At 61.2% G+C, this 24,340-nt stretch carries 27 protein-coding genes; 19 read left to right on the forward strand and 8 right to left on the reverse strand.

Annotation, left to right across the window (positions count from 1 at the left end; genetic code table 11):
* Positions 1-38: 38 nt before the first annotated feature.
* On the reverse strand, positions 39-179 hold the full coding sequence (locus tag FYJ68_RS04935) for a hypothetical protein (RefSeq protein ID WP_154434595.1): 141 nt from the start codon (positions 177-179) through the stop codon (positions 39-41).
* Positions 180-279: 100 nt separating this feature from the next.
* The gene (locus FYJ68_RS04940; protein ID WP_154434597.1) at positions 280-786 is read right to left on the reverse strand and encodes a hypothetical protein; all 507 of its coding nucleotides are present in this window, start codon (positions 784-786) and stop codon (positions 280-282) included.
* A gap of 135 nt (positions 787-921) precedes the next feature.
* Between FYJ68_RS04940 and FYJ68_RS04945 the strand changes: the two genes are divergently transcribed.
* Positions 922-1,722, forward strand: coding sequence for a DUF1295 domain-containing protein (locus FYJ68_RS04945; protein ID WP_154434600.1), 801 nt, complete (start codon positions 922-924; stop codon positions 1,720-1,722).
* Positions 1,723-1,790: 68 nt separating this feature from the next.
* On the opposite strand, the gene cas2 is transcribed toward FYJ68_RS04945, so the two are convergent.
* On the reverse strand, positions 1,791-2,096 hold the full coding sequence (gene cas2 / locus FYJ68_RS04950; protein WP_154434602.1) for a CRISPR-associated endonuclease Cas2: 306 nt from the start codon (positions 2,094-2,096) through the stop codon (positions 1,791-1,793).
* The gene (gene cas1, locus FYJ68_RS04955; protein WP_154434604.1) at positions 2,087-2,836 is read right to left on the reverse strand and encodes a type II CRISPR-associated endonuclease Cas1; all 750 of its coding nucleotides are present in this window, start codon (positions 2,834-2,836) and stop codon (positions 2,087-2,089) included. The genes cas2 and cas1 overlap by 10 nt, the downstream gene beginning before the upstream one ends.
* Before the next feature lie 398 nt (positions 2,837-3,234).
* Here cas1 and FYJ68_RS04960 point away from each other — a divergent pair, with 398 nt between their 5' ends.
* The 4 genes from FYJ68_RS04960 (at position 3,235) to FYJ68_RS04975 (ending at position 6,341) form a co-directional block, all read left to right on the forward strand.
* The gene (locus FYJ68_RS04960; protein ID WP_154434606.1) at positions 3,235-4,503 is read left to right on the forward strand and encodes a 3'-5' exonuclease; all 1,269 of its coding nucleotides are present in this window, start codon (positions 3,235-3,237) and stop codon (positions 4,501-4,503) included.
* Positions 4,504-4,618: 115 nt separating this feature from the next.
* Positions 4,619-4,903, forward strand: coding sequence for a cupin domain-containing protein (locus tag FYJ68_RS04965; protein ID WP_326832242.1), 285 nt, complete (start codon positions 4,619-4,621; stop codon positions 4,901-4,903).
* 140 nt (positions 4,904-5,043) lie between these two features.
* Entirely contained in the window at positions 5,044-5,727 is a 684-nt protein-coding gene (locus tag FYJ68_RS04970) for a hypothetical protein (RefSeq protein ID WP_154434608.1), read from the forward strand.
* A complete protein-coding gene (locus FYJ68_RS04975) occupies positions 5,724-6,341 on the forward strand; it encodes a flavodoxin (protein WP_229772035.1) in 618 nt (205 codons plus the stop codon). Before FYJ68_RS04970 ends, FYJ68_RS04975 begins: the two co-directional genes overlap by 4 nt.
* A 115-nt stretch (positions 6,342-6,456) precedes the next feature.
* Here the strand turns inward: FYJ68_RS04975 and FYJ68_RS04980 are convergent, their stop codons facing one another.
* Positions 6,457-7,296 carry a LysR family transcriptional regulator gene (locus FYJ68_RS04980; RefSeq protein WP_154434610.1) on the reverse strand — a complete coding sequence of 280 codons (840 nt, stop codon included), beginning with the start codon at positions 7,294-7,296 and terminating at the stop codon, positions 6,457-6,459.
* Between the two features lie 147 nt (positions 7,297-7,443).
* Between FYJ68_RS04980 and FYJ68_RS04985 the strand changes: the two genes are divergently transcribed.
* Entirely contained in the window at positions 7,444-8,811 is a 1,368-nt protein-coding gene (locus FYJ68_RS04985) for an MFS transporter (protein ID WP_154434612.1), read from the forward strand.
* Between the two features lie 57 nt (positions 8,812-8,868).
* On the forward strand, positions 8,869-10,029 hold the full coding sequence (locus FYJ68_RS04990) for an iron-containing alcohol dehydrogenase (protein WP_154434614.1): 1,161 nt from the start codon (positions 8,869-8,871) through the stop codon (positions 10,027-10,029).
* 80 nt (positions 10,030-10,109) lie between these two features.
* Here the strand turns inward: FYJ68_RS04990 and FYJ68_RS09995 are convergent, their stop codons facing one another.
* Together FYJ68_RS09995 and FYJ68_RS10545 are read right to left on the reverse strand one after the other, a co-directional pair.
* A complete protein-coding gene (locus tag FYJ68_RS09995) occupies positions 10,110-10,406 on the reverse strand; it encodes a hypothetical protein (protein ID WP_195837737.1) in 297 nt (98 codons plus the stop codon).
* Positions 10,330-10,827 carry a helix-turn-helix domain-containing protein gene (locus tag FYJ68_RS10545; protein WP_154434616.1) on the reverse strand — a complete coding sequence of 166 codons (498 nt, stop codon included), beginning with the start codon at positions 10,825-10,827 and terminating at the stop codon, positions 10,330-10,332. Before FYJ68_RS10545 ends, FYJ68_RS09995 begins: the two co-directional genes overlap by 77 nt.
* 794 nt (positions 10,828-11,621) lie before the next feature.
* Between FYJ68_RS10545 and FYJ68_RS05000 the strand changes: the two genes are divergently transcribed.
* The 4 genes from FYJ68_RS05000 to FYJ68_RS05015 are packed head-to-tail and all read left to right on the forward strand — an operon-like array spanning position 11,622 to position 15,164.
* Positions 11,622-12,536 carry an alpha/beta hydrolase gene (locus tag FYJ68_RS05000; protein ID WP_229772036.1) on the forward strand — a complete coding sequence of 305 codons (915 nt, stop codon included), beginning with the start codon at positions 11,622-11,624 and terminating at the stop codon, positions 12,534-12,536.
* Positions 12,533-13,651, forward strand: a complete 1,119-nt coding sequence (locus FYJ68_RS10475) for an alpha/beta hydrolase (protein ID WP_154434620.1) — start codon at positions 12,533-12,535, stop codon at positions 13,649-13,651. Before FYJ68_RS05000 ends, FYJ68_RS10475 begins: the two co-directional genes overlap by 4 nt.
* A 51-nt stretch (positions 13,652-13,702) precedes the next feature.
* Positions 13,703-14,536: an SDR family NAD(P)-dependent oxidoreductase gene (locus tag FYJ68_RS05010; protein ID WP_154434622.1), complete on the forward strand. Its 834-nt coding sequence runs from the start codon at positions 13,703-13,705 to the stop codon at positions 14,534-14,536.
* A 10-nt stretch (positions 14,537-14,546) separates the two neighbouring features.
* Positions 14,547-15,164 (forward strand): flavodoxin family protein, encoded by a 618-nt coding sequence (locus FYJ68_RS05015; protein ID WP_154434624.1) that lies wholly within the window; start codon positions 14,547-14,549, stop codon positions 15,162-15,164.
* A 127-nt stretch (positions 15,165-15,291) separates the two neighbouring features.
* Here the strand turns inward: FYJ68_RS05015 and FYJ68_RS05020 are convergent, their stop codons facing one another.
* Complete coding sequence (locus FYJ68_RS05020) at positions 15,292-15,870, reverse strand: TMEM175 family protein (protein ID WP_154434626.1); 579 nt, start codon at positions 15,868-15,870, stop codon at positions 15,292-15,294.
* 249 nt (positions 15,871-16,119) lie between these two features.
* Here FYJ68_RS05020 and FYJ68_RS05025 point away from each other — a divergent pair, with 249 nt between their 5' ends.
* The 8 genes from FYJ68_RS05025 to FYJ68_RS05060 all read left to right on the forward strand — a co-directional run bounded on the left by FYJ68_RS05025 (position 16,120) and on the right by FYJ68_RS05060 (position 24,306).
* The gene (locus FYJ68_RS05025; protein ID WP_154434628.1) at positions 16,120-16,572 is read left to right on the forward strand and encodes a flavodoxin family protein; all 453 of its coding nucleotides are present in this window, start codon (positions 16,120-16,122) and stop codon (positions 16,570-16,572) included.
* Positions 16,573-16,686: 114 nt separating this feature from the next.
* Entirely contained in the window at positions 16,687-17,589 is a 903-nt protein-coding gene (locus tag FYJ68_RS05030) for a prolyl oligopeptidase family serine peptidase (RefSeq protein ID WP_229772037.1), read from the forward strand.
* Between the two features lie 130 nt (positions 17,590-17,719).
* Positions 17,720-18,391 carry a flavodoxin gene (locus tag FYJ68_RS05035; protein ID WP_154434630.1) on the forward strand — a complete coding sequence of 224 codons (672 nt, stop codon included), beginning with the start codon at positions 17,720-17,722 and terminating at the stop codon, positions 18,389-18,391.
* Positions 18,392-18,587: 196 nt separating this feature from the next.
* A complete protein-coding gene (locus FYJ68_RS05040; RefSeq protein WP_154434632.1) occupies positions 18,588-19,448 on the forward strand; it encodes an aldo/keto reductase in 861 nt (286 codons plus the stop codon).
* Positions 19,449-19,496: 48 nt separating this feature from the next.
* Positions 19,497-20,345: an aldo/keto reductase gene (locus tag FYJ68_RS05045; RefSeq protein ID WP_154434634.1), complete on the forward strand. Its 849-nt coding sequence runs from the start codon at positions 19,497-19,499 to the stop codon at positions 20,343-20,345.
* Positions 20,346-20,511: 166 nt separating this feature from the next.
* Positions 20,512-21,885 (forward strand): MATE family efflux transporter, encoded by a 1,374-nt coding sequence (locus FYJ68_RS05050; protein ID WP_326832231.1) that lies wholly within the window; start codon positions 20,512-20,514, stop codon positions 21,883-21,885.
* A 704-nt stretch (positions 21,886-22,589) separates the two neighbouring features.
* A complete protein-coding gene (locus FYJ68_RS05055) occupies positions 22,590-24,083 on the forward strand; it encodes an ATP-binding cassette domain-containing protein (RefSeq protein ID WP_195837728.1) in 1,494 nt (497 codons plus the stop codon).
* Positions 24,076-24,306, forward strand: coding sequence for a hypothetical protein (locus tag FYJ68_RS05060; RefSeq protein WP_154434638.1), 231 nt, complete (start codon positions 24,076-24,078; stop codon positions 24,304-24,306). The genes FYJ68_RS05055 and FYJ68_RS05060 overlap by 8 nt, the downstream gene beginning before the upstream one ends.
* Positions 24,307-24,340: the final 34 nt, after the last annotated feature.

Raw genomic sequence — 24,340 nt, forward strand, 5'->3', positions numbered from 1 at the left:
TGCTAAGGGAAATCGCTCGGGTCTTATGAGGACGGCACCTAGAATGACCCGTCGTACCACTCGTACTCAATGGGCGTGTTGCGTACCAGGCCACCGTCTGCGCTTGCCGTCGCGAGCGCGCACACCCGATGCGAGGAGAGAAACCCCTCTATCCGCTCGCGTAGCACCTTCGCTGGCATACGCCTCGCATCGTGCTCGCGGTCGGTTCAGTGCCTTGCCGCAGCCTCGTAGTCGATCATCGTGTCCACCGTTCCCTGCCCACCTTCTTGCGCGACCCCGTTACGCTAGCAGCAGAGCAACAAACAACGTGAGCTGTCCGACTGCGTTTACGCCCTGTTCGGCCCAGTTTGCCCGGGCGTCGAGCTGGTCGCGCCTGCGTGCGAACCGCACCATGAGCAGCATGCAGCCCAGCCACGCCACCACAAGGGCCAGGCTGGGCATGCGTCCCAGTGAGCTAAGAAGGTCCAGAGTTCCTGCGGCATCCAATGTGGCACCCACAACCATCAGGGCGAAACCCACCGGCATCACGTAGCGCATCTGCCTGCTCAGGGCCGGCACGTTCTTGTGCGCCAGTGCCATCAAAAATTTCCAGGCGACCTTCCCCACACCGCCAGCGGTGACGAGGATTGCCCCAAGTGCCCAGGCAGGACTAGCGATGCTCCCTGCCGCAACAAACGCCGAGGAGGCAAAGAGCGCTACGGGTACCACATCTGCCAAAGCCAGAGAGAGCGAGAAGCCCTCTGGCACCTCGCCCTTCTCGCCCTGTTCATGCCGATCCCCTGACATGTCACTCCTGCCTTCGCGTGCCGTGCCTCGTACGTTCCCGATGTCTGGCACTCACGTTACCGCAACCGTATCATTGGGCGGAGAGAGACGTGCGCCGTCGGTGCGAGGCGCCAAGTTGCTGGGTGGGGGAATGTCATGGGGTTCTTGGTCATGTTCTGCATAGCACTCGCCGTCAGTGCGATTGGCTTCCACAAGTTCGTGTGGTTCATCTCGCTGGGATACGGATTCTCGATGGTTGCCATCGGCGTGGCACTGCTCGTGATGTTTGCCCCCGGTGCCAGCGCTGATGCGACGGTCCCGCTCGTCATGAGCGCCCTGCTCGTGGCGTACGGGCTCAGGCTGGGCGGGTACCTGCTCGTGCGCGAGCGTCGCAGCGCGGCGTACAACAAGGTCATGAAGACGCAGGTTAACGATGGGTCGGGCTTGGGGCTTCCTGTGCAGATACTCGTGTGGGGGTCGTGCGCGCTGTTGTATGCGTGCGAAGCCGCGCCAATCTACTTCCGACTTGCCAACGGGACACCCGCAGACGCCTGCGCCGTCGTGGGCGCCTTCATCATGGTAGGTGGCATCGTGCTGGAGTCCGCGGCTGACCTCCAAAAGACGGCGCAGAAGCGCCGCAACCCGCACCGCTTCTGTGACGAGGGCCTTTTCTCGTTCGTTCGGTGCCCCAACTACCTGGGTGAGGTCCTCACGTGGACCGGCGTCCTCGTGTCTGGCCTCACGGCACTCGCGGGTCCGTGGCAGTGGCTTGCGGCCATTGGTGGGTACGTGGCGATTGTGTACGTGATGTTTGGCGGCGCGCGCCGACTGGAGCTCCGCCAGAACCGCAATTATGGCTCGGACCCGGAGTACCAGGCCTATGTGCGTCGCACGCCCATTCTGCTGCCGTTCGTGCCTCTGTACTCCGTGGCGGACTGCACCTGGCTCAAGGGATAGGCGGGTCTCCGCGCTCCAGGGCTTCTGGGCTCACGCGAATGGCGGAGGCGAATTCTTCTGTCAGACCGCTACAGCTCGACCATCGTTCGAACGCCGACGCGCTCCTCCTGGTAGTCCCTCCCGCCCACTAGGTACCTCACACCTGCAAATTGACGCTCCGTCATGCAGAAGGCGCAGATGGAGCCCGTTGTGGGAACGTGCTCCTCGAGATCGCGAAGGCAGCGTGCCGCCGTCTTCCTGCTGGGGACGGCGCGTATGCAGACCTCGGGCTGCACGAGCGAGTATCCCAGCGTGACGAGCCGCTTCCTATAGGCGGTGTACTCGGTTTTCGTCCCCCGACGGTTTGTGGGGCGGAGCATGACCACTATGCGCATTGCGTCTCAGTTCCTTGCGCCAAAATTGTCGGAGTGAGCATGAGGCTCGCGTCTTCGCATGTGGTGGCGCCGCGCAGTGACTCTCCCATCCTGTTGGTCGCTCGGAGCACCGTCATCTTCTGGTTCTCCAGACATACGGTGCGCAGAAGCACACCGCGAAGCTTGCTGCGCTGCTGCCGGGAGAGCTCGCACGAGGATTCGACCACCTCCAAGGCGAGAATGTCGACCACCGGCCTGAGCGGCTCCATGATGTCGTCGGCAAGGTTAAAGGCGTTGAGCTGCGAATGATGGTGAATCCCCAGCGCGGGAACAAACCCCGCGACCACGAGTGACCGTGCTACCGCTGCCTGCACGATGGCAGCACCGTAGTTGAGCGCACTGTTCAGGGGATCCCTGCAACGTCTGTTGAGATCGGGCTGCAGATGTTGGAAGTAGCATCGGGCGGCGACGCCCTCTCGGTTGTCCGGGTCACCAGGGCAAACGCCAAGCGAGAAGCTCCACACCTCCTCTGCGCCGTCTAGCCCAAGGATGGATAGCGCCCTCGCCTGGTTCTCGATCTTCGAGACAACCACCCTCTTCCACAGAGTGGGGCCTTGAACGCTTCGGGCATGGCGGCCTGCCGAGCCGTGAGGCGGGACTGTCGTGCGTTGGCAACCATCGGGATGGTTAGGGTGCAGGGGAGATGGTTTCTCCCCATCGTGACAAGCATGATGCGATGGGCAGAAAGCTCGCCAAGGCACGTGGTTGAAAGCCTGATGTTAGGGGCATCAGCGATGAGCATTGCGATGTCCTCTAGCGGAATGGAGGCCGTCCCCTGGTCTTGAATAACCTGGAGCTGTCCGGAGCGAGCGTGAACCTCTGCCGGGTGTTCGATGGTAACGACTCTGAAGGCCATGGCTTCCCGTTCCTGTACGACTGGGTGCGTTGAGTGAGATTGTCGTACGATGGCCGAGAACGGATGGACAATTGCGGCAAGCGCAGGAATATTCGTTCAACGGGGGGACAAAACTGTCCCCCCCGCTGAACGGACGGCTACGAGGACATCGTGCTCAGGGAGGAGGACGGCCCCGTGACCGTGATCGGGACGGTCGTGTGGGTCCAGTCCGCCGACGAGATGCGCGAGGGGTAGGGAGCGACGATGGATACGACCGACATATGCTCGCTTTTGCTGGGCGTACCCCTCGACAGGGTCGTGGTGTTCGACACGGAGACAACTGGCCTTAGGCCGGGATTGGACGAGCTGCTCCAGGTGTCCATCGTCGACGCCTTCGGGAACAGGCTGATGGACAGCCTCGTCAGGCCGACGCGAAGGAAGTCGTGGCCAGACGCCGAGCGCATCCACGGAATCTCCCCGAGGGACGTCAGGAGGGCCCCGACCATCGACAGGCTGGCTCCCCAGATCAGGGAGATCTTCGGAGGGGACAGGCTCCTGGTCGCCTACAACATGAAGTTCGACATGGGGTTCCTGAGGGCTGCCGGGATATTCGGAAGCGAATGGAGCCCAGACCAAACCTTCGACGTGATGCTCGAGTACTTAAGGGTTCGCGGGGCTTCCTCCTGGAGCGACAGCGGAAGGTACAGGTACTCAAAGCTAACCGACTGCGCGAAGTTCTACGGGTACTCCTTCTCCGCGCACGACTCCCTCGAGGACGCTAGGGCCACGGCATGGTGCTTCCGCTCGCTCCTCTGCGACCCCGAGTACCTCAGCCTCGTGACCGAGCCCTACCCGTCCGCCAGGCAGATATCGGCGACCCAGTCCAAGTCGACGAGGGAGGCGGCATCCGACCTGCTGCCGGGACAGACGACGAGCCTGACGGGGAGCGGCGAGCTGACCCTGGGCGAGTTTGCGAGCGGCAAGTCGAAGGGCATGCCCCGCTACTTCGTGCGACTCAACGGGAGGGAGGTCGGTGCCTGCACGGCACGCGCAACCGAGAAGGTGCGCAAATTCATGCAGCTCGGACCGGAAGACGACCTTCCGGGGTCGGTGGCATGCGAGGTCGCCCTGGGCAAAGCCGACTCCGGGTCGATTCGCTGCTCGGTCACGATCTCCGAGGGGTCACCGCTAGCCAAGAAGGCGGCGGAGCTCGCCGAGAGGGACAGGCCCAAGCTACGAGAGCTCGAAGCGAACGATGCCGCCGCCAATCGGAGCATGGAGGTCAATACGGTCGCGGAGGCAAAGCCAGCAGGCCATATGCGCACTTCGCCTGAAGTGGAGCGCCACGTTGCCGGGCGGGGGCAAGCAATCATTAGGAAGCTGGTTCTCTGGTCCATCGGAGTATCACTCGCGATCCCGGGAGCCTTCGCGCTCATGTATGTGCCGTTCGGCGGCGGCCTGGCATCCCTCATCGTCGCCGTGATTCTGCTATTGCCCGCAGCGAGACTAATCGGGAAGGCCAAGAAGAGCTGACAGGGCGTCAATACAGACGACAAGGGCCTGGATTGCGGTAGAAAGTAGCCGCTGACGCGACCCGCGGCGCATTTCTAAGACGGACTTACCTGGGGCGGTTGAACGGGGGGACAAAATTGTCCCCCCGTTCAATCCGGGCTGCCGCAACAACTGGCACATTCACCACAGGGGTGGCCAGGTGCTCATCTGCATCGCCGGTCGCGGCTGGTACCAGGAGTGGGGCAAGCCCGCGCAGGAGCTGAAGCCAGGCGACGTGGTGAGCATCCAGCCCGAGGTCAAGCACTGGCACGGCGCCGCGGCGGACTCGTGGTTCCAGCACATCGCTCTGGCCGTGACCGCTGAGGGCGCCAGCGCCGAGTGGCTGGAGCCCGTCGACGCCCAGGCGTACGAGCAGCTGTAACGTGAACGGGGGACGGAGGTTTGTTCATGCTCATGTGTGCTCCCCGCCGAACGTGCCCGTAGCTGAGCACGCCTCCAATCGAGTGCACCCTAGTCGAATGCCCCTCCACCCCAAACATGCAAGCAGTTAGGAGTACCAACATGCAGGGGAACATGCGCAAGGGCATGAAGGTCCTGGTCGACGTGGCCATGCTCCTGGACCTGGCATTCCTTGTGGCGCGCTCGCTCACGGGATTCGCCATCCACGAGTGGCTGGGCATCGGCTTCTTCGTGCTCGTCATCGCACACAACCTCCTGAACCGCCCCTGGTGGAAGACGCTTCGCAGGGGACGGTGGACGCCGCTCAGGGTGGTGGTTGCCGTCCCCATCCTTCTGCTTGCGGGCATGGGCGTGGTACTGCTGCTGACGATTGGGCCGCTCACGACGGCGCTGCCCCTGCGCCTGCCGAGCCCTCTGGGCGTCTGGACGTCGCGTTCCGTACACGCGGGACTCGCATGCTGGATATACGTGCTGGCGCAATTCCACGTGGGGACGCATTGCGGTCGCGGCCTGCGGGGCTGGTGGAGAAGTGCAAAGGGCTCGGCGCGCCTGCTCTCTGTTGTGGTCTGCCTTGCACTTCTTGCCCTGGGCAGCTACGACTTCGTGGTCATGGGATTCCCCGTGCACCTGGCGTTTGCGTACGGATTCACAGGCGTCGCCGTCGACGCGCCCGTTGCCTATGGGGTGCTTGAGGTGCTGTTGGCGGGCTCTCCGTTTGTGTTCCTGGGTGCGTTGGCTCGCATGTTGTCAGGTCGCGGTGCTCGCTCGGGTGCCGGTGCTGCATGACAGAATTGGAGAAGGTCATGGGGAACCATGAGGACATCACTCGCAGGATGTTTGTCACGGGGGCGTTTGCGATTGCTGCCGGGCCAGGCCTTTCAGCATGCGGATCCACTTCGACGGGCAGCTCGAGCTCCTCGCAGGCTTCCTCCCAATCTGCGACTGCCGCATCAGACTCCAACGACGGCGCCACGGGAGAAAGCGACTCCCGCAAGGTCCTGGTGGCGTACTTCTCGGCCCAGGGCCACACCAGGCGCGTCGCAGAGCGCATCGCCCAGGACGCCGGTGGCAACACGTTCGAGGTCCTGCCCACCCAGGCCTACTCGGATGACGACCTGGGCTACAACGATGACACCAGCAGCGTCAGCAAGGAATACCAGGACCAGAACCTTCGCGACGTGTCCCTGCGGCAGACGACCCCGGATGGTTGGGCCGACTACGACACCGTCTTTGTGGGGTACCCCATCTGGTGGGGCGACTACGCGTCGCCCATCACTCACTTCGCCAGCGATAACGACTTCACGGGCAAGAGGGTCATCCCGTTCTGCACGTCTATCTCCTCCGGCCTGGGTAGTTCCGCAAAGAACTTGGCCACTGTTGCGGGTACCGGTGACTGGTAGGCTTGCCAGCGCTTTAGGGAGAACCCGAGCGAAAGCGATGTCGACAGCTGGGTCAGAGAAGGATGAACATGGGACGAAGGGATGAACGGTCCTCCGTCCCTTGTTCATGTGTGGCCTATTCCTCAAAGAGGTCGAGCACTCGGCGTACCTGGTCGCTCGAGTCGTTCAGGCATACCGCGAAGTACGTGGCGCTGGCGCCGGTGCCCCAGATGGGGATGCGCACGCGTCCCGTGGTGGGGTGCGAGAACGCCGACGCATCAGTCACGAAGTTCAGCAGGTCGGACGAGGCTATCAGCTGCGTAAAGACCTGCGGGTCCTGCTGCACGATAATCTGCGAGTCGGGCAGGTTGTCGTGCACGACGTCCATCCAGAATCCGATGGACTCCAGCACCAAAAACGGCCTGCCGTTGAGGTCGTTCCAGGTCACGTGATCCATGCCAGCGAGGTCGCTGTTGGGTGGCATTTCCACCGACAGGTTCTCGGTAAGCAGGCGGCGGGAGCTGACGGTGGGGAGGGCCAGCGGGTGCATCAGGATGGCCAGATCTACCGTCCTGTCAAGGAGGCCCTTTTCCAGATCCTGCTCATCCATGTACTCGGTCGAGAAGATCGTGCCGGGATGGGCGGCCACCGTTCGCTCGGTGAGAAGCCACATGGGGGCGGGGGCCACGGTGCCCAGCCTGATGGTCCGCATGCGCTTTGCATGCTCGTCCAGGTCGCCGCGCATCGTCTGCACATCCGCCAGCACCTTGCGTGCCCCATCGACGGCAATGGCTCCGGCGTCGTTCAAAATCACGCTGTTGCGCGTGTGAGTAAACAGGTCCTGTCCCAGCTCGTGCTCCAGCGCGCGGACGCTCCTGCTGATGGACGGCTGTGATATGTGCAGCTGCTCGGCCGCCTTTGACATGGTTCCGTATTCTGCGATGGCTACCAGTTGTCGCAGTTGCTCGAGTTCCATTGAAGCCTCCTAACGCTATGCATCTGAGGAATAGATATAACCCAATCTAACATTGTACTTCACTCACAGCGATTAGTAGATTGAATACAGACAAAGAAACGACGAGCCGGCCTCCGCAGGTTGGACAGAAGGGAGGCCTGTGCAGCAATGGCCGAACAGACAAAGCAGAGATTCGGGGCGGTGCTCCCCATAGTTCTATTGGGGTACTTCCTCATATTGATGGACAACTCGGTGGTGTTCTCCAGCAGCCTCAGCATCGCACGCGAACTGGGCATGGACAGCGTTGCCGTCTCATGGGTCAGCACGGCATACGCCCTGACTTTTGGCGGGTTCCTTCTTTTGGGCGGTAGGCTGGGCGACATCATTGGCCGTCGCAGGATTTTCCTGGCGGGTCTGGCAGTCTTTACGGCCGCGTCATTTATGGTGGGCTCTGCCACTAGCGGAAACATGCTGGTGGCGATGCGCGCCCTCCAGGGCATGGGCTCTTCCATGCTGGCGCCGTCCACCCTGGCTCTTCTGATAGACAACTACGAGGGCCAGATGCGCACACGTTCCATCGCGGCGTATGGCACGGTGGCAGGCATCGGCAGCAGCGTGGGCATGGTTCTGGGTGGCTTCATCACTGCCTATGCATCCTGGCGCTACGCCTTCTATATCGACGTGCCCGTCGGAATCCTGCTGATAGTCCTCACGCTGCGCTTCATCCCCAGCAAGAGTGGTTCCAGCGGCTCGAACGTCGACTGGGCGGGCGCCATCCTTTCGGTCATCGGATTTGCCTGCCTTATCTATGGCATCGACGGCCGCGTTGGTCGTGAGGTCTCGATCGTCATCGCCGTCGTCGCCCTGGTGGCTCTGGTGCTGCGCGAGCGTCGCGCCAAGGTGCCCCTGATGCCGCTGCGCCTCTTTGGCGACCTTGGTCGTAGCGCCGCCTACGTGGGCCGCTTCCTAATGATGGGCGCCAGCATGTCGTACTTCTTCCTCATGCCTACGGCGCTTCAGCAGGTATATGGCTTCACTCCGCTCGTGGCGGCAGTTGGCTTCCTGCCTCTAACGGTCACGCAGTTCTTCTCGTCCCTCACGGTCCCCGCGCTGACCCGCAAGTTCTCGAACGCCCGCGTGCTCATCCTGGGCTGCGTCATTGATGCCCTGGGTCTGTTCTTGGGCTGGGCCGTTGGCGTCCAGGCAGGTTATCTGCTGGGGGTTGCCATCCCCATGGTGCTCATCGGCATGGGTCAGGCTCTTATCGTGAGCCCCCTTACCGTGGCGGGTGTCGCGGGTGCTAGCGAGGACATCTCCGGCGCTGCCTCGGGCGTGGTGAACGTGTTCCACCAGGTGGGTGCAGCGGTTGGCCTGGCCGCCGTCTCCATGGCCGTGTCTGGCATGCAGGAGGTGGCCGCCATCGACGCGGCCCAGGGCATGATGCTCCTGATGATCGTGCTGACTGGTGTGTGCGGATTCCTGGTGCTGGCGAGCGAGCAGCGTTGTCTGGTGCAGGCGCTGAGCGACGTTGAGTAGCAGTGTACATAGAACGTATCCAAGGCATTGTTTCATCGAACGAGAGGCGGTTTCACCATGGAAAGCTTTGTGTATGACTACCCCGTAAAGAACTACTTTGGCAAGGGTTCCCTCGACCGTGCGCTCCAGGCCGAGCTTCCCCAGATGGGTGACGTGGTCATGCTGGCGTATGGCGGTGGCTCGCTGAAGCGTAGCGGCCTATACGACACCCTGGTGTCCGAGTTCAAGGCCGCGGGCAAGAAGGTCGTGGACTTTGGTGGCATCATGAGCAACCCCACCTACGAGAAGGTGCAGGAGGGTGCTCGCCTGGCGCGTCAGGAGGACGTCGACTTCATTCTGGCGGCAGGTGGCGGATCGGTCTTCGACTGCTGCAAGGTCATCTCGGCTCAGGCCTGGCTGGACCAGGACATCGACGAGTTCGAACACGTCCAGCATAAGGTGCCGAACGAGTTCATCCCCATGGGCTGTGTCGTCACGGTGTTTGGCACGGGTGCCGAGCAGAACAACGGCGCCGTCATCACCAACGAGGAGACGCACGTGAAGGGTCCCTTCCTGGGGGCCCTGCCCAAGTGGGCCGTCCTGGATCCTGCGTTCACCCTCACAGTGCCCCACGACCAGCTGATTAGCGGTGCCTTCGACACGCTGAGCCACTGCATGGAGACCTACTTCGGTACCCCGCGTCAGGACAACGTGTCGGATGACATGAACTTTGCTGTCCAGCGCAACATCATCCGCAACATGCGCGCCCTCGTGGAGGATTCCGGCAACATGCAGGCTCGCTCCGAGTTGGAGTACGACTCCGCGATGGCGGAGAATGGCGTGCTGAAGGTCGGCAAGGTCACTGACTTCCAGTGCCACATGATTCAGCACCAGTACGGTGCCTACACCCACACGAACCATGGGAAGGGCCTCGCAGTGATACATCCGCACGTGTACCGTCACCTGGCCTCCAGTGCCCCGACGCAGTTCGCGCGCTGGGCAAGGGAGGTCTGGAACGTCCAGGAGGGTGAGACCGATTTGGACACCGCCTACCGCGGCATCGACGCGTTGGCTGCCTTCATCAAGGAGATGGGCCTTCCGACCACCTTCGCTGAGCTGGGTGGAGATGCATCGGACCAGACTCTGAGCGCAGTTGCCGACACCGCCATTCTGACTGCCGGCTGCGCAAAGAAACTCTCCAGCGACGAGCTGTTTGACATCCTGGCCGAGTGCCGCTAGCACCCCATGGGCTAGATGCAACTGACGCCCGCCTGCCAACCGGGCAGGCGGGCGCCGTTTTTACATCGATGAATGAGGGGCTATTGCATCGACCCCGAGTGCCTTTGCTCGGCAGCGGACTGCAGCAGGTCCACGAATTCCTGCACTCCCTCGCTGGGCGTGCGGGAGTACAGCATTCCTACTGATGCCCAGAGGTCCCAGTCGGTGGGAACGGTCCTCATCTTGGGGTGGACGTCCTTCCACAGGGGCAGCGTTGCCAGCGCTACCCCTTCTTGGACGCATCTGTTGAACACCTGGGCGTCAAAGTAGGGAAAGCCCACAATGCGGATGCTCGGGTGGTTCAGCTGTATGGCCTCTGGTCCGTTCGAGAAGGGCATCACGCGTATGCTCAGACGTGGGTTTTCCTGGTGCACGTGCGCAAGGAGCCTCTTGAAGGATGCGGAAGGCGTCAGAGGCGAGATGCCCACGCGGATGGTTTCGCCATCGGAGCGACTTATGGCCTGCGCGCGGGCAATCGCGTCCTTCGAGTAGCTGATGATGTGCCGCGAGTCCTGCAGAAAGCTCTGACCCGCGCGGGTCAGCGTGAGCCCCGCGTGTGACCTGTGGAACAGCTTTGCCCCCCAGGTGCGCCTCCAGGAGATTCATCTGCTTTGCGACCGCCGCGGGAGAGATGTACAGCTTCCGTGCGGCGCGCATGAAGCTGCCCGACTCCGCCACGTATACGAAGGTGTCCAGCTGATGGTTGTACATAGAACCATCCTCCCAGAGTGATGGTCGGGAACGGTATAGGGTCAACATGCGGGGACAACTGATGGCCCGCCGCTACTGAGGGGTGGCCACGGCAGGGCTACGAAGAGCAATCCATGACTGTGTTGTGGTTTTGCGAGTCGTAGGCGTCCCAGGCTAGACCGTCGATCGACGGATTACCCGTTCGCGCGAATGCGGTGCCGGCCGCTCCCACTCCCATGGTTTGTAGCAGTCTTCTTCTTGTGATGGTCCTCATGTCCAACGTTTCCTTCCCTTGATTGCCAGGAGCGGGTCTCCCGGGTTACGCATAGTAGATATATGAGATTAACGAATACATGATTAATAGCTGAAATATAAAAACCTCCCCTTGGCACCATGCGGCGCTACGGGTGACAACCCGTGCATGCCGGCTCTTAGGTAATGCCTCGAGGAGGAGTAACAAGCCGCGTGAACAGCAGATATATTTAATGCGTAAAGCAATGATATGCCGCTCGATAATAACTGTGAAGTGATGACTGGTCGTGTCGACCAAACCCTAAGGTTACATCGCATCACATTATGCTATGCAGTTACCTAATACTAAGATACCTACTGGATATTGTACTTGGGCACTTTCGTTCCGCATACTGAGACTCGAAGACGTCATGCGACAGCCAAGGTGAAGCCCAATGTCAGTCAACGATCGCCGTTTCCCTCGCGCGGCAAACCAGCTTCGTCACTCGTTCACCAGAAGAAGCGCGCTATCCCTTCTGGTGGGAGGGGCAGGCGTCCTTGCGGTGGCGGGTCTTTCTGCCTGTGCGGGTTCTGGTGGGGCGACGGTAAGTACATCAACGAATGGAGCACGGATGTCCAACGGTGGCTCTGCCCAGACGCAGGGTGGCTCGACCAACCTGCAGCCCTTCTCGCAGAACACGAACATAGATGACGTGCGTAACGATCCCGCGTTCGGCAGCTGGGGCAGGTTGCTGTTTCCCGTAGACGAGGGCTACATGAGCGGCAGTACGCTCGGAAGCATGAATCTGGCGTGGTACAGCTGCATAGACCCCGACAAGACGGTCGAGATCTGCAACTACTTCTACGAGAAGGCCAGCTCGGGTCAGCAGGTGTTCTATGACATCTACTCCGACCAGGAGAAGGCGGATGACCCCGCAAAGCAGGACACAGGCCTGTTCTTCTTTAGGGGAGACGCCGGCAATCCGTTCGCGGTGTGGAGTGCCGGTGGCGGCTTTGCCTACGTTGCAGCCATGCACGACAGCTTTCCCCATGCCCTCGAGTTGTCGAAGCGCGGATACAACGCCTTTGCCGTCATCTACAGGCCTGGGGCCCAGACCGCTTGCGAGGACCTCTCACGGGCCATCTCGTTCATCTGGGATCATGCCGACGAGCTGGGCGTCCAGACCGACGGTTACCTTCTGGGTGGAGGCTCTGCAGGAGCGCGCATGTCCGCCTGGGTTGGCGGCTATGGCACGGCGTCGTTCGGGCAGAGGGATTTGCCCCAGCCTGCCGCGGTGGTGACCCAGTACACGGGGCTCTCGGACTGGTCGCAGACCGACCCTCCCACCTACGCCAACGTGGGGACCTCCGATGGCATCGCCAACTGGCGCGTGATGCAGGCGCGGCTGGGCCAGATGTCTGCGGCGGGCATTCCGACCGAATTCCACGTTTACGACGGGCTCAGGCACGGTTTTGGCCTGGGTGCAGGCACCGTGGCCGACGGATGGCTGGACCAGGCCGTTTCGTTCTGGGAGGCAAATAGGTGAAGAAGAGCAAAAGGCGGCAGCTCGCCGTATGGGGTGGCATAGGCGCCATCGTCATTTTTGCACTGGCGATGCTATATGAGGCGAGATCGGTATGGCTGGGTGCCCTGGCGGGTGACCAAGGCGTCCAGGCATCGGACAGCTCGCAGGTGCAGACCGACGTGGCGTCGGCGTCCAGGATGAATCAGAGCGCATTGGGGGAGGACTATATGCCCACGAGTAGCAACATACGGCCTTACATTCCATCCGATCAGGAGGGGCGGGACTTCGAGTCCATCCCGCGGGAGGACTTTACCGACCACGTGATTCCTGACCTGTCTTTGGTCGCAGGCAGCGTGTCAGAACCGCAGAACTTGGATTCCGGCACCCAGCAGGTGTTCTACCTCTGGGACGAGGACAACGTCCCGGGTGGTGGTAGGGCCCTAGGTGCCGACAGCGCTGGTTTCCGGGCCGCCGTCACCACCTTCCCGGTGCCCCAGGGGGTCACGGTCAAGGGGGCGGTGCTCTTGGAGGCTGGTGGCGCCTTCATGTATCGTGGCGCACGTGGCGATGCATATCCGACGGCTCGCAGGCTGGCTGATCGCGGCTACCAGTGTTTCGTCGTGGATTATCGTCTGAGCCGTGACCTGGGCGCCATTGACCTGGCACGTGCGGTTAGGTTCGTGCAGCGTCACTGGCAAGACTACGCACTGCCAAAGCGCGACGCGGTGGCGGTCATGGGTTTCTCGGCGGGAGGCATAGCCGCAGGCCAGATGCTGCTGGACTGGGATGGCACCAGGAGCCCTCGCGACTACGATGCCACGTACGTGCCCGACGACCTGGACGGGGAGCCCGTGGACGTATCTGCGGACGGGATGATCTACTCGTTCTACGGGAGGCTCTCCGTTGCCAGCAAGGACGTGGACCAACTGCGCGCTGGCGACCTGCCGCCCACCTACTTCGTGTATGGGTCGCGCGACCCGTTCGTTCATGAGTTTGAGGCAAACATACAGACGCTCGAGCAGGCCGGCGTCGAAGTCCAGGGTGTCGCTCTGCGCGGTTGGCCACACGGCTTTGGTGCCGTGGGTGGCTGGATCGACGGATATGATGCGTTCCTCCAGCAGGCGTTCGCCGCGTGAGCTTGAACGGCTGGTCCTTAGAACGGATGTCCACCAAGCGAAAGGTTATTTATGAGCACAATGACTTGGCTGATTACGGGTGCGTCTTCGGGACTGGGCAGAGGCATCGCAAGGGCGGCTCTGCTTCACGGTGACCGGGTGGCGGTCACCGCCAGGGACCCGCACAAGCTAGAAGACCTGGCAGACCAGTTTGGCGACCGGGTGTTACCGCTGCCTATGGAGGTTACCGACCCTGCGCAAAGGCATGCCGTGGCGGCTCGGACGATTCAGGAGTTCGGTGGAATCGACGTACTGGTGAACAACGCTGGAAAGGGACACTTCGGCTCTGTAGAGGACAGCACGTCGGAGGACATTAGCCTACTGTTCCAGACGAACTTCTTTGGCCCCGTAGGAATGATTCGTGAGGTCCTGCCCCACATGCGCAAGGCAGGCAAGGGGATGATCGTGAACACCTCCTCCATGGGGGTCATGTTCGAAGGTGCCACGGGCAACGCCTACTACGTCGCGTCCAAGGCCGCCCTCGAGATGCTGAGCGACGTGCTGGGCAACGAGGTCGAGCCACTGGGAATCCACGTGATGATTCTGGAACCCGGCGCCTTCCGGACCGAGTTCAGGGCCGCCGCCATACAGAGTCCGGACACCCAATCGGAGGCTTACGAAAAGACTGCCACCGCATCCATGAAATACCTGAGTGAGAACCCCTACAACCAACCAGGGGATCCTGCGAAGGCGGGGGAGGCCCTGTACGTCGCCGTGCATATGAATCAACCTCCCAAGGTTCTGATTCTGGGGAGGGGGATGATCGAGGTGGCGACGAAGACCTTGGACGACCGCAAGGCTGAAATTAGCAAGTGGCGCCATATCGCCGAGAGCACGGACTACTAAGGAGCCGGCCATGAAGGTGCTTATGATCAACGGAAGCCCCGACCCAAAGGGGTGCATCCACACCGCCATGTCCGAGGTCGCGAAGATTTTCGATCAGCAGGGGGTGCAGTCGGAGGAGATCCTCATTGGCAGTAAGGACATCCGCGGATGTACGGGATGCCGCTACTGCAAGACCACGGGCAAATGCGTGTTCAACGACCTGGTGAACCAGACGCTCCCAAAGCTGGAGGAAGCCGATGGCATCATCCTGGGCTCACCGGTGTACTACGGAAATCCCAACGGCACGCTCCTCAGCTTTGCGCAGCGGCTGTTCTACAGCAGCGAGGCGGACCTCACGATGAAGGTGGGCGCTTCCATAGTGTCCTGCAGACGTGGGGGCAACAGTGCCTCTTACCAGGCGCTGAACCAGTTCTTCAGCATCTCGGGCATGCCCATTGCCCCTTCGCTCTACTGGAACGACGTCCATGGCTATACGGCGGAGGACGTGTACGAGGACGAGGAGGGCGTTCAGACCATGCGGAACCTGGCGAACTCCATGGTCTTCATGATGCGGTCTCTGGCCGATGGCCGCGAGCGCTACGGCTCGCCGGAGCTCAGCAAGACCCACTTCACGAACTTCGTGAGGTAGCGGCTGGAACGGACGCGATCGCAATCCAGAAGTTCGGGACGTTCTTCTCGCAGGGGCTCTAGCGACGGAGCGGGACGGCAGGCAATCGCCAGTCGTCCCGCTCGATTTCTCATGGATGTCCGAGCCGCTAGGCCTCCTGGCGCGACCACCTGAAGCGCATCACGAAGAAGTACGCGGCTGCGACGAGAACGCCCACCATTGTGGCTGGCGGCCAAATAAGGAGCGATAGCATGAGGGCACCCACCTTTATCGCGATGTCAGGGCCAAGGACCTTCCGGTACCTGCGTGAGGTCTCGATGAGTTCGGGAACGTCCGCGTTCGGCCTCTCGAGCGTCCGATGCAGCATCCAGTTGGCGCCTGTCATCAGCAGGACCACAAGGCCATAACCGCACTGCACGATGCGGCTCTCGAAGTAATAGCTCACGAGATCGGTCGCGTAGGGAATCAGGGACGCAAGAAACAGCAGGACGAGCGTCCATAGGACCGTGGCGTTGTCTATGTGCCGCGCACCGTCCCACACCTCGTTGAGGCCCATCCAAAGCGATCCCAACCAGAAGAACGAAAGCGCATAGGCCAGGTAGCTGTTCCGTAGCGCCCAGAATGCCTGTAGGGTTGGCTCGCTGGGTCGCTCTAGGGCCAGTACGAGGATGGTCATGATGATTGCCAGGATGGCATCGGTAAACGCCACCAGACGCTCTTTGTTCATAGGGCCTCCAATGCTGCACGAAGGGCTACGCCGCAGAGCAGTCCTTCTTTGACTATGCTATACAAACACTGTCAGATACAAAGTATATAGTTAATTATGAGGTATGACGGCACATTTACAGCGCAATGGTATGCGTGTTACAAATACCGACTTCTAACCTGGACATTGTACTTCCGTGCGAGGCGCGCCTAGTCTTGAAGGCGTCCAAAGGAAGGTGCGAGTTGCACCCACGGAAAGGAAGTCTCACCCATGAGCAAGATTCTCTTTGTGAACGCTAGCCCCAACCACGATGGGAACACCGCAGCCCTCGCTAAGGCAATGCTGGCCGGTCGCGATTATGAACAGCTGGACCTGGTCGACTACAAGATCTACGCGTACGGACAGCGCTTTGACGACGACCAGTTCGACGAGGTGCTCCAGAAGATCCAACAGGCCCAGGTGGTGGTCATGGGGTCTCCCATGTACTGGCACAACATCTGTGGTCTGATGCGCAACCTGCTGGACCGCTTCTACGGGCCGGTGGGGTCGGGGAGCCTTGCGGGCAGGAGGCTGTATCTCGTCTTCCAGGGCGCCTCTCCCGAGAAGTGGATGCTCGACGCGGGCGAGTTCACCATGAGCCGCTTCGCCGGTCTGTACGGCATGGACTGGGGCGGCATGGCCACGACCCCTTCCGAGGCAAAGAAGCTGGGGCAGACAATCTAACGCTTCTGAGTGCGTTTGCCTTGGGGCCGCAGCGGACTTCGCACGTGGCTGTGCCACGGCGGGGTTTCCGCTGCGGCCCTTTCCAACAACTGATTACTTCATAGGAGGTCGTTCATGGAATATCCCTTCAGCCGTCGAAGGTTCCTGGGCGCTCTGATGGGCATGAGCGTCGGGACGATTCTGTCGGGTTGCTCGCGTGCACCTGCAGATGGGGGAGCGAACGTCTCCCAGCTGGATGGTGGTGCCCAGGGCCCCGCATCCTCGGCGGGCATCGCGACCGAGGCCAAGTTCACTCAAGGTAGTAGAGTGGACCGCGGCTTCGTTGTGGATGACTCCCTCGATGTCGGTGGCCGCACCCTGCACTTCAGCCTGCACGTGCCGGACGGCTACGACGGGTCGGCCGCCTACAGGCTGTACGTCTCGTGCCCCGGCTGGGAGGGTCTCTACTTCCAGGGGGTGGGCGCCAACCTGGTGGAGGACTTCCCCTTCGTGGCAAACGACTACATCCCAAACATGATTGTGGCTTCGCCACAGCTGGACGACTGGGGCCAGCAGTCCGCTGACGATGTGGTGGCGCTGACCGAGTGGCTGCTGGCCACGTACAACATAGACGCGGGCCACGTGTACCTTTCGGGGAACTCCGGTGGCGGCGAGACCATTTCGCTGGTGCTGGGGCAAAGGCCGGACCTGTATCGTCGCGCCCTGCACACCATATCCCGGTGGGACGGCAACCTGGACGTTCTGACCGATGCACAGGTGCCGGTTTACATGGCCATCGGCCTGCACGACGACTACTACGGCTCAGATCCTGATCGCGCGACCTACCAGCAGATTTGCGACGCATATCGTCAGAAGGGGCTAACCGACGCCCAGATATCTGAACTGGTGGTCCTGGACGTGAAGCCAGACTCGTACTTCACGGACCATGGCCGCAGCGCTGGCGCCAGCCAGCATGCGGGTGGCGGCGCGCTGTTCCCCCACGACTCGGACATCATGGGCTGGCTCTTCCGTGACTAGAGGTGTCACGCTATGCAAATAGTGAATCGCAATTTGACACAATAGGCATTGTACGTCGTGTTTTATCAAACCTAGACTTTTAGATAGCGCAAGCATCGCAACTCAAGAACGAAAATTGAGAGGAAGGGCCATGTCGTTCCAGAACATCATCAGCCGCAGGTCGTTTATCGCAGGCACCTTTGCCACCATCGCTGGACTGGGGCTCTCCGCCTGCGCGTCGGGCGGTAGCTCGTCTAGCTCTGGTAGTTCTGCGTCCACGAGTTCCTCCAGCTCCACCGGCGGTGCGAGCTCCGGTTCTGCCGTTTCTAACAGTGGATCCCACAAGGTGCTCGTTGCGTACTTCTCGGCCACGGGGAACACCAGGCGCGTGGGGCAACGCATCGCCCAGGACCTGGGTGCCGATACGTTCGAGATCACTCCCGCGCAGCCTTACAGCAACGACGACCTGAACTTCAACGACAGCTCCAGCCGCGTGGTCAGGGAGTACCAGGACCAGAGCCAGCGCGACATTCCCCTGAGCGTGACCACTCCCGACAACTGGGCGGACTACGACGTTGTCTTCGTTGGCTATCCCATCTGGTGGATGAACTACGCCTGGCCCATCGCCCACTTTGCCAGTGACAACGACTTCACGGGCAAGACGGTCTACCCGTTCTGCACCTCCATGTCCTCCGGACTGGGCAACTCCGGCCGCGATTTGGCCAACCTGGCGGGGAGTGGTGACTGGCAGGATGGCCACCGCTTCGGCGAAAGCGCCAGCAACGACGACGTTGACAGCTGGGTCTCGAGCCTGGGTCTGTAACGGATCGTCGCTGCGTCAACGTAGTAAGGGCAGCCGCGACTCAGCGGCTGTTTTTATGGCGACGCTAGCAAATGCTATGAGATGAATGCATAGCAACTAGGAAATTGCGCATTGTACATGCAGGTCAGTTGTCCATACGATGTATACAGAACGACAGAAGGAGCAACCCCTTGGGGGACAAGGATTAGGAGAGACCATGGAGTACAAGGAGCTTTACAACGGAGTCCAGATGCCCATGCTGGGCTACGGCGTGTTCCAGATCGACAACGCGCAGACGGAGCGCTGCGTGAAGGACGCTATCGATACCGGCTACCGCCTGATTGACACGGCGCAGGCCTATCACAACGAGGAGGGCGTGGGTGCCGCCTTAGCCAAGGCCGGCGTGCCGCGTGACCAGCTGTTCGTCACGAGCAAGGTCTGGGTGACCAACTACGGCGAGGGCAACACCATGCGCTCCATCGATGAGTCCCTGAAGCGTTTGGGTACCGACTACCTGGATCTGATGCTGCTGCACCAGGCCTACGGCGACTACTACGGAGCTTATCGCGACCTCGAGAAGGCCTACGACCAGGGCAAGGTTCGCGCCATCGGCGTCAGCAACTTCGACGTGAACCGCATCCTGGACATCAGCACGTTCGCGCGCATCAAGCCCATGGTGAACCAGGTCGAGACCCACGTGTACTGGCAGCAGAGGCAGAACCATCAGGTAATGGACCAGCTGGGAATCGCCCATGAGGCCTGGGGTCCCTTCGCCGAGGGCGCCAACGGCTTCTTCAGCGACCCCATGCTGTCAGCCATCGGCCTGATGCACGGCAAGGGCGTCGGACAGGTGGCGCTGCGCTACCTCATGGACCTGGGTGTCATCGTAATTCCCAAGTCCACGCACAAGGAGCGTATGGCCCAGAACATCGACGTGTTCGACTTCCAGCTGTCGAAGGAGGACCGTTCGCTGATTGCCTCCATGGACGCAAACAAGTCCATCATCTTTGACCATCGCGATCCCAAGGTGGTCGCCGGCTTCATGAAGTGGTTCGAGAACGCTCCGAAGCAGGCGTAGAGCGCAAGTTCGCCTAGTACCCAATCCACAACGAAAGGAAGCAATACCATGCAGTACCTGACCATGAACGACGGCAACAAGATTCCCCAGCTCGGCTATGGCGTGTTCCAGATGAGCTCAGCTGACGTCGAGAAGCACCTGCCCGAGGCCATTGCCGCCGGCTACACCCACATCGACACCGCGAACGCCTACTACAACGAGGTGGCCGTGGGCAAGGCCATCAAGGCCTCAGGCACCAGGCGCGAGGACCTCTTTGTGACGTCCAAGCTGTTCCCCCAGGATTATCCGTACCAGAAGTGCAAGGCTGCCATCGACGCGACTCTGGAGCGTCTGGACATGGACTACCTCGACCTTCTCCTCTTCCACCAGCCCTATGGCGAGTACGTTGACGGCTGGCGCGCCATGGAGGAGGCCGTAAAGGAGGGCAAGGTCCGCTCCATCGGTCTGTCCAACTTCAACGAGCACAAGATTCGCCAGATCCTGGACGTGGCCACCATCAAGCCTGCCGTCATCCAGGTCCAGATGAACCCCCGCTGGAACCAGCATCCGCTCAAGGCCGCCCTTGCCGACGAGCACTTTGTGTGGGAGGGTTGGTATCCGCTGGGCCACGGCGACAAGGCGCTGCTGAGCCTGCCCGTCTTTAAGGAGCTGGCCCAGAAGTACGGCAAGTCCGTGCCGCAAATCGTCCTGCGCTGGCACATGCAAGAGGGCAACGTCGTCTTCCCGAAGACCACCAACCCCGCGCACATGGCATCCAACGCTGACATCTTCGGCTTCGAGCTCACGGACGACGAGATGGCGCGGATTAACGCCATCCCCCAGCGCACCTACTACAACGTCCCCGAGGAGGCACCCGCCTGGGTCTGGGGCCCCAACGACTACTCCAAGCAGGCGTAGCGCGTGAACAAGGGACGGAGGCTCGTTCATCTGCCGGGTGCTCTTCTTTCCGAATGAAGAAGGACGTCGCCGACGTATGGCGATGCCACATTTGCGCGATGGTACCAGGTAGAGAATGATGGGGCCGCCCGCAAACGCGGGTGGTCCCGTTTTTGGAAGGAGCGTTTTGACGCGACAACATCACGAAATACAATTCCTGTCCGGCAACCTCTGGACGAACGTCCTGCGGTTCGCCATTCCGGTGGCGCTGACCAGCATCCTGGAGCAGCTCAGCAGCCTGATCGACACCGTGATGATCGGTCGCCTGATGGGGCCCGAGGGCACGGTGGGCATGGCGGCCGTCGGCGCAAACACGCAGCTGACCAGCCTAATCATCGTGCTGTTCGTGGGCATCTCGCTGGGTACCAACGTCACGGTCGCCAGCGCTCTGGGCGCTGGCGACCACGAGGCGGCGTCGAGGGCGGCGCACACCTCCATCCTGATGGCGCTGGCGGGCCTCGCGGTCATCGCGCTGGGCGAGCTGGTGGCACAGCCGGTGCTGGTGCTTTTGCAGGTGCCGCCCGAGACGCTGCCCGACGCGGTGCTGTTCCTGCGCGTGTTCCTTCTGGGCATGCCGTCCGTCCTGCTGTACAACTTCGAGGCGGCCATCCTTCGCGCCGACGGAGACGCCCAGTTCCCCATGCAGGCGCTGTGCCTCTCGGCCGTGATGAACGTGGTGCTGGACCTGCTGTTCATTGGCGTGTTCGGTTGGGGCGTGGTCGGCTCGGCAATCGCCACCGACCTGTGCTACACCACCATCGCGGTGCTTTTGTTCGTGCGCCTGCTGCGCCTGGACTCGCCGGTGCGCATCGACCCGCACCGCCTGCATGTGGACCGGAAGAGCCTGCGTACCATCGTGCAGATAGGTCTGCCCGCCGGCATCCAGAGTGCCGTGTTCTCCATCGCCAACATCGTGATCCAGGGCGCCATCAACAGCCTGGGCACCGAGGTCATGGCAGCCTCCAGCGCCGGCATGAACATCGAGTTCGTGTGCTACAGCCTGCTGAACTCGTTCAGCCAGGCATGCACCACATTTGTTGGCCAGAACCATGGCGCGCGCAACCTTGACCGCTGCAAGCGTGTGCTTGCCGTGTGCGCGGCGGAGGGGGCCGTGGCGACCGCTCTTCTCATCCTGTTTGCCGTGTTCTTGGGGCGCCAGGTGCTGGGGCTCATCAACCCGGACCCCGCCGTGGTCAAGTACGGCTACATGCGCCTGTGCACCATCTTCCCGGCGTACGCGTTCAGCATGTTCTACGAGGTCATAAGCGGCTACCTGCGCGGCTTTGGCATGTCCACGCCGCCTGCGCTGACCACCATGATCGTAATTTGTGGTCTGCGCTTCTTCTGGATTGCGGTCGTCTTCCCCGCCAGCCACACGTTCCAGACCATCATGAACATCTATCCCATCAGCCTTGGGCTTAACTGCGTGTGCCTGATCGCGCTGCTGCTGATACTGCATCCCGTGAGGACGCTGACCAAGAAGCGCGTGCAGGGGGCGTAGCGGTCTTCGACCAGGTGTGGAACGGTGCTTGCGGAAAATCCATCAGTAGTGACGGTGAAAATCGTGTAGTAGAGATTGGAAAAATCGTTCAGTAGGAGAAGAAAAAATATCACCACCGCAGCCCCCTCCTCTGCCGAACGCAGTTCGGCAGAGGAGTTTCTTAAGCCTCAGGAAGCCTTTCAAAGCTGTTGAGCCAGGACTCCTGCTATTTGCTGCCAGGCAAGTTGCGCTTGCCCGTTATGACGTCGAGCGTGTATCGTTGCCGCCGATGGGGACGTGGAGCATGAGCAGAAGCGCTACGAGTCCCAAAGGCTTGCTGGAGTCCGCTCGCTTTGCACTGGAGCGACATCGAAGGTTTGTTGCGCAGGCTCCGATCAAAAACGTAACACCTGGCATTGTGTGGACAGCATCAGGGATGCGTCATTAGGGTGTTCTTCGCCTGGTTGCAAATCCGCTTTGCATCCAGGCCAGAGCCACGCTACAATGCTCGACGACAATTCATCGGCGGGGCCTTTGGCAAGCGCCGCTTCGAGTTAGGTCAGGTTAGATGAAGAACTAGCGATGCCCATTTCGGGCGCCCCATACGACCATTCTGCCAATCCGGTCGCGCTTCAGGGTGCCGCATCGCTTCAGTATCTTCTTGTTTCAAGTTCATGCATCGCGTGCCTGACCCTTTGCGCGACCTCCCCTCGAAGGAGCTCGCCATGCAACTGAATCTCAATCACATCAGCTATACCTACCCTGGTACGGTATCGGCCGCCATCGATGATGTCAGCGTCGCGTTTCCGTCGGGATGGACGGGCATCATCGGCGATAACGGATGCGGGAAGAGCACGCTTGCCCGTATCGCCGCGCACTCCATCGTGCCAGATTCCGGAACGGTGAGCCCGAAGCTGTTCTCGGCGTACTGCCAGCAGGATTCGACCCAGGAACCGGACCATCTCTTCGACCTCGCATCGGACTGGGGCAAGGAGGCGCAACGAGCAAGGGCTTTGCTTCGCGTCGAAGACGACTGGTTCTGGCGCTATGGCACTCTCTCCGGCGGTCAGCAGAAGCGGCTCCAGATCGCATGCGCGCTCTATGCGCGACCGGAAGTCCTTATCATGGACGAGCCGACAAACGACCTCGACATCGTGACACGCGACATCGTGAGGGAAGCCCTCGCTTCATTCGGCGGCATCGGAATTCTCATCTCGCACGACAGGGCTCTGCTGGATAGCCTTGTGAGCCAGAGCCTGATGTGCGAGGGGGTGCGTTGGACCATGCGACCCGGAGGGTACACGAAGGCGAGTGTCCAAGCGGCCATTGAGCGCTCTGCTGCAATCAGGGACCGCGAGAAGGCTGCCCGCGAAGCGAAGCGCTTGAAGGCGGAAGTCCAGCGCAGAAGCGAGGAGGCGGCGCGTCAGAAGGGCAGGCGCAGCAAGCGCAACCTGGACAAGCACGACAGTGACGCACGGGAGAGGATTGGACGTGCCATAGTCTCAGGAAAGGACGGCGTGGCTGGCAGGCTCTCGTCCAATATGAGTGAACGGCTGGCAAAGGCCGAGGGAGAGCTCTCGAAGAGAGTCGTCTCGAAGCGATACGACCATACTATCGGCGCGTTCGGCATTGCCGCGCGTTCGAGCTGCGTGGTGCACCTAGAGGCGACGCGGCTGTCCGCTGGTGATTTCTCGATAGACGTGCCAGAGCTCTGGATCTCGCCAATGGATCACGTGGTGCTGACTGGCGCGAACGGAACGGGAAAGAGCCTGGTGGTACGAAGCGTCATTGAATCTGTTCCCGATACCGTCAAAGTGGCGTACGTCCCCCAGAACGTTGGACCGGAAGAACGCAGGCGGGCCCTGAGACGACTACTAGGTCAGGACCAAGAGACGAAGGGCCGCATCCTCTCGATCGTGGCACGGTTGAATTCCGACCCCGATAAACTGCTCGATGGAGACGATTTGAGCCCTGGAGAGCTCCGCAAGCTCATGCTCGCGCAGCAGCTTGTTGCGAATCCCAGCCTCCTCGTGCTCGATGAACCGACGAATCATCTCGATGTGGGCTCCATCGAAGCGCTTCAAGGTATGCTGATTGGTTTTCCTGGCGCGTTCCTGCTGGTCACGCATGATGGGCAGCTGTCGGAGGCGGTCACGCAGATTGGGTGGGAGACGAGGCGAGACGAGAATGGGATGAGACTACAAGTCGCCGATGAATAAGTTTTGTTCGCCTTCGGCCGATGCGGATACCTCTGTACGCAGGCCGACGCTGGTCTATTTCCACGGCGGCGGCTTTTCGGGGGGAAGCAAGAGCATAGGTGGTCCGCTGGCCGAGCGTGGCCTTAAGATGCCGCATTGCTTTGTGGCCTCCGAGCGCACGGACAAGGTCGCACGGGATGCATTCGAGCGGATGCTGGCCTTCCTCGTCGGCCAGATGGACTAGATGAAATACCTTATGACGCAGCGGGAGAAGTCGG

Origin of the sequence: Olsenella porci (assembly GCF_009695875.1) — a bacterium.
GTDB lineage: Bacteria > Actinomycetota > Coriobacteriia > Coriobacteriales > Atopobiaceae > Olsenella_H > Olsenella_H porci.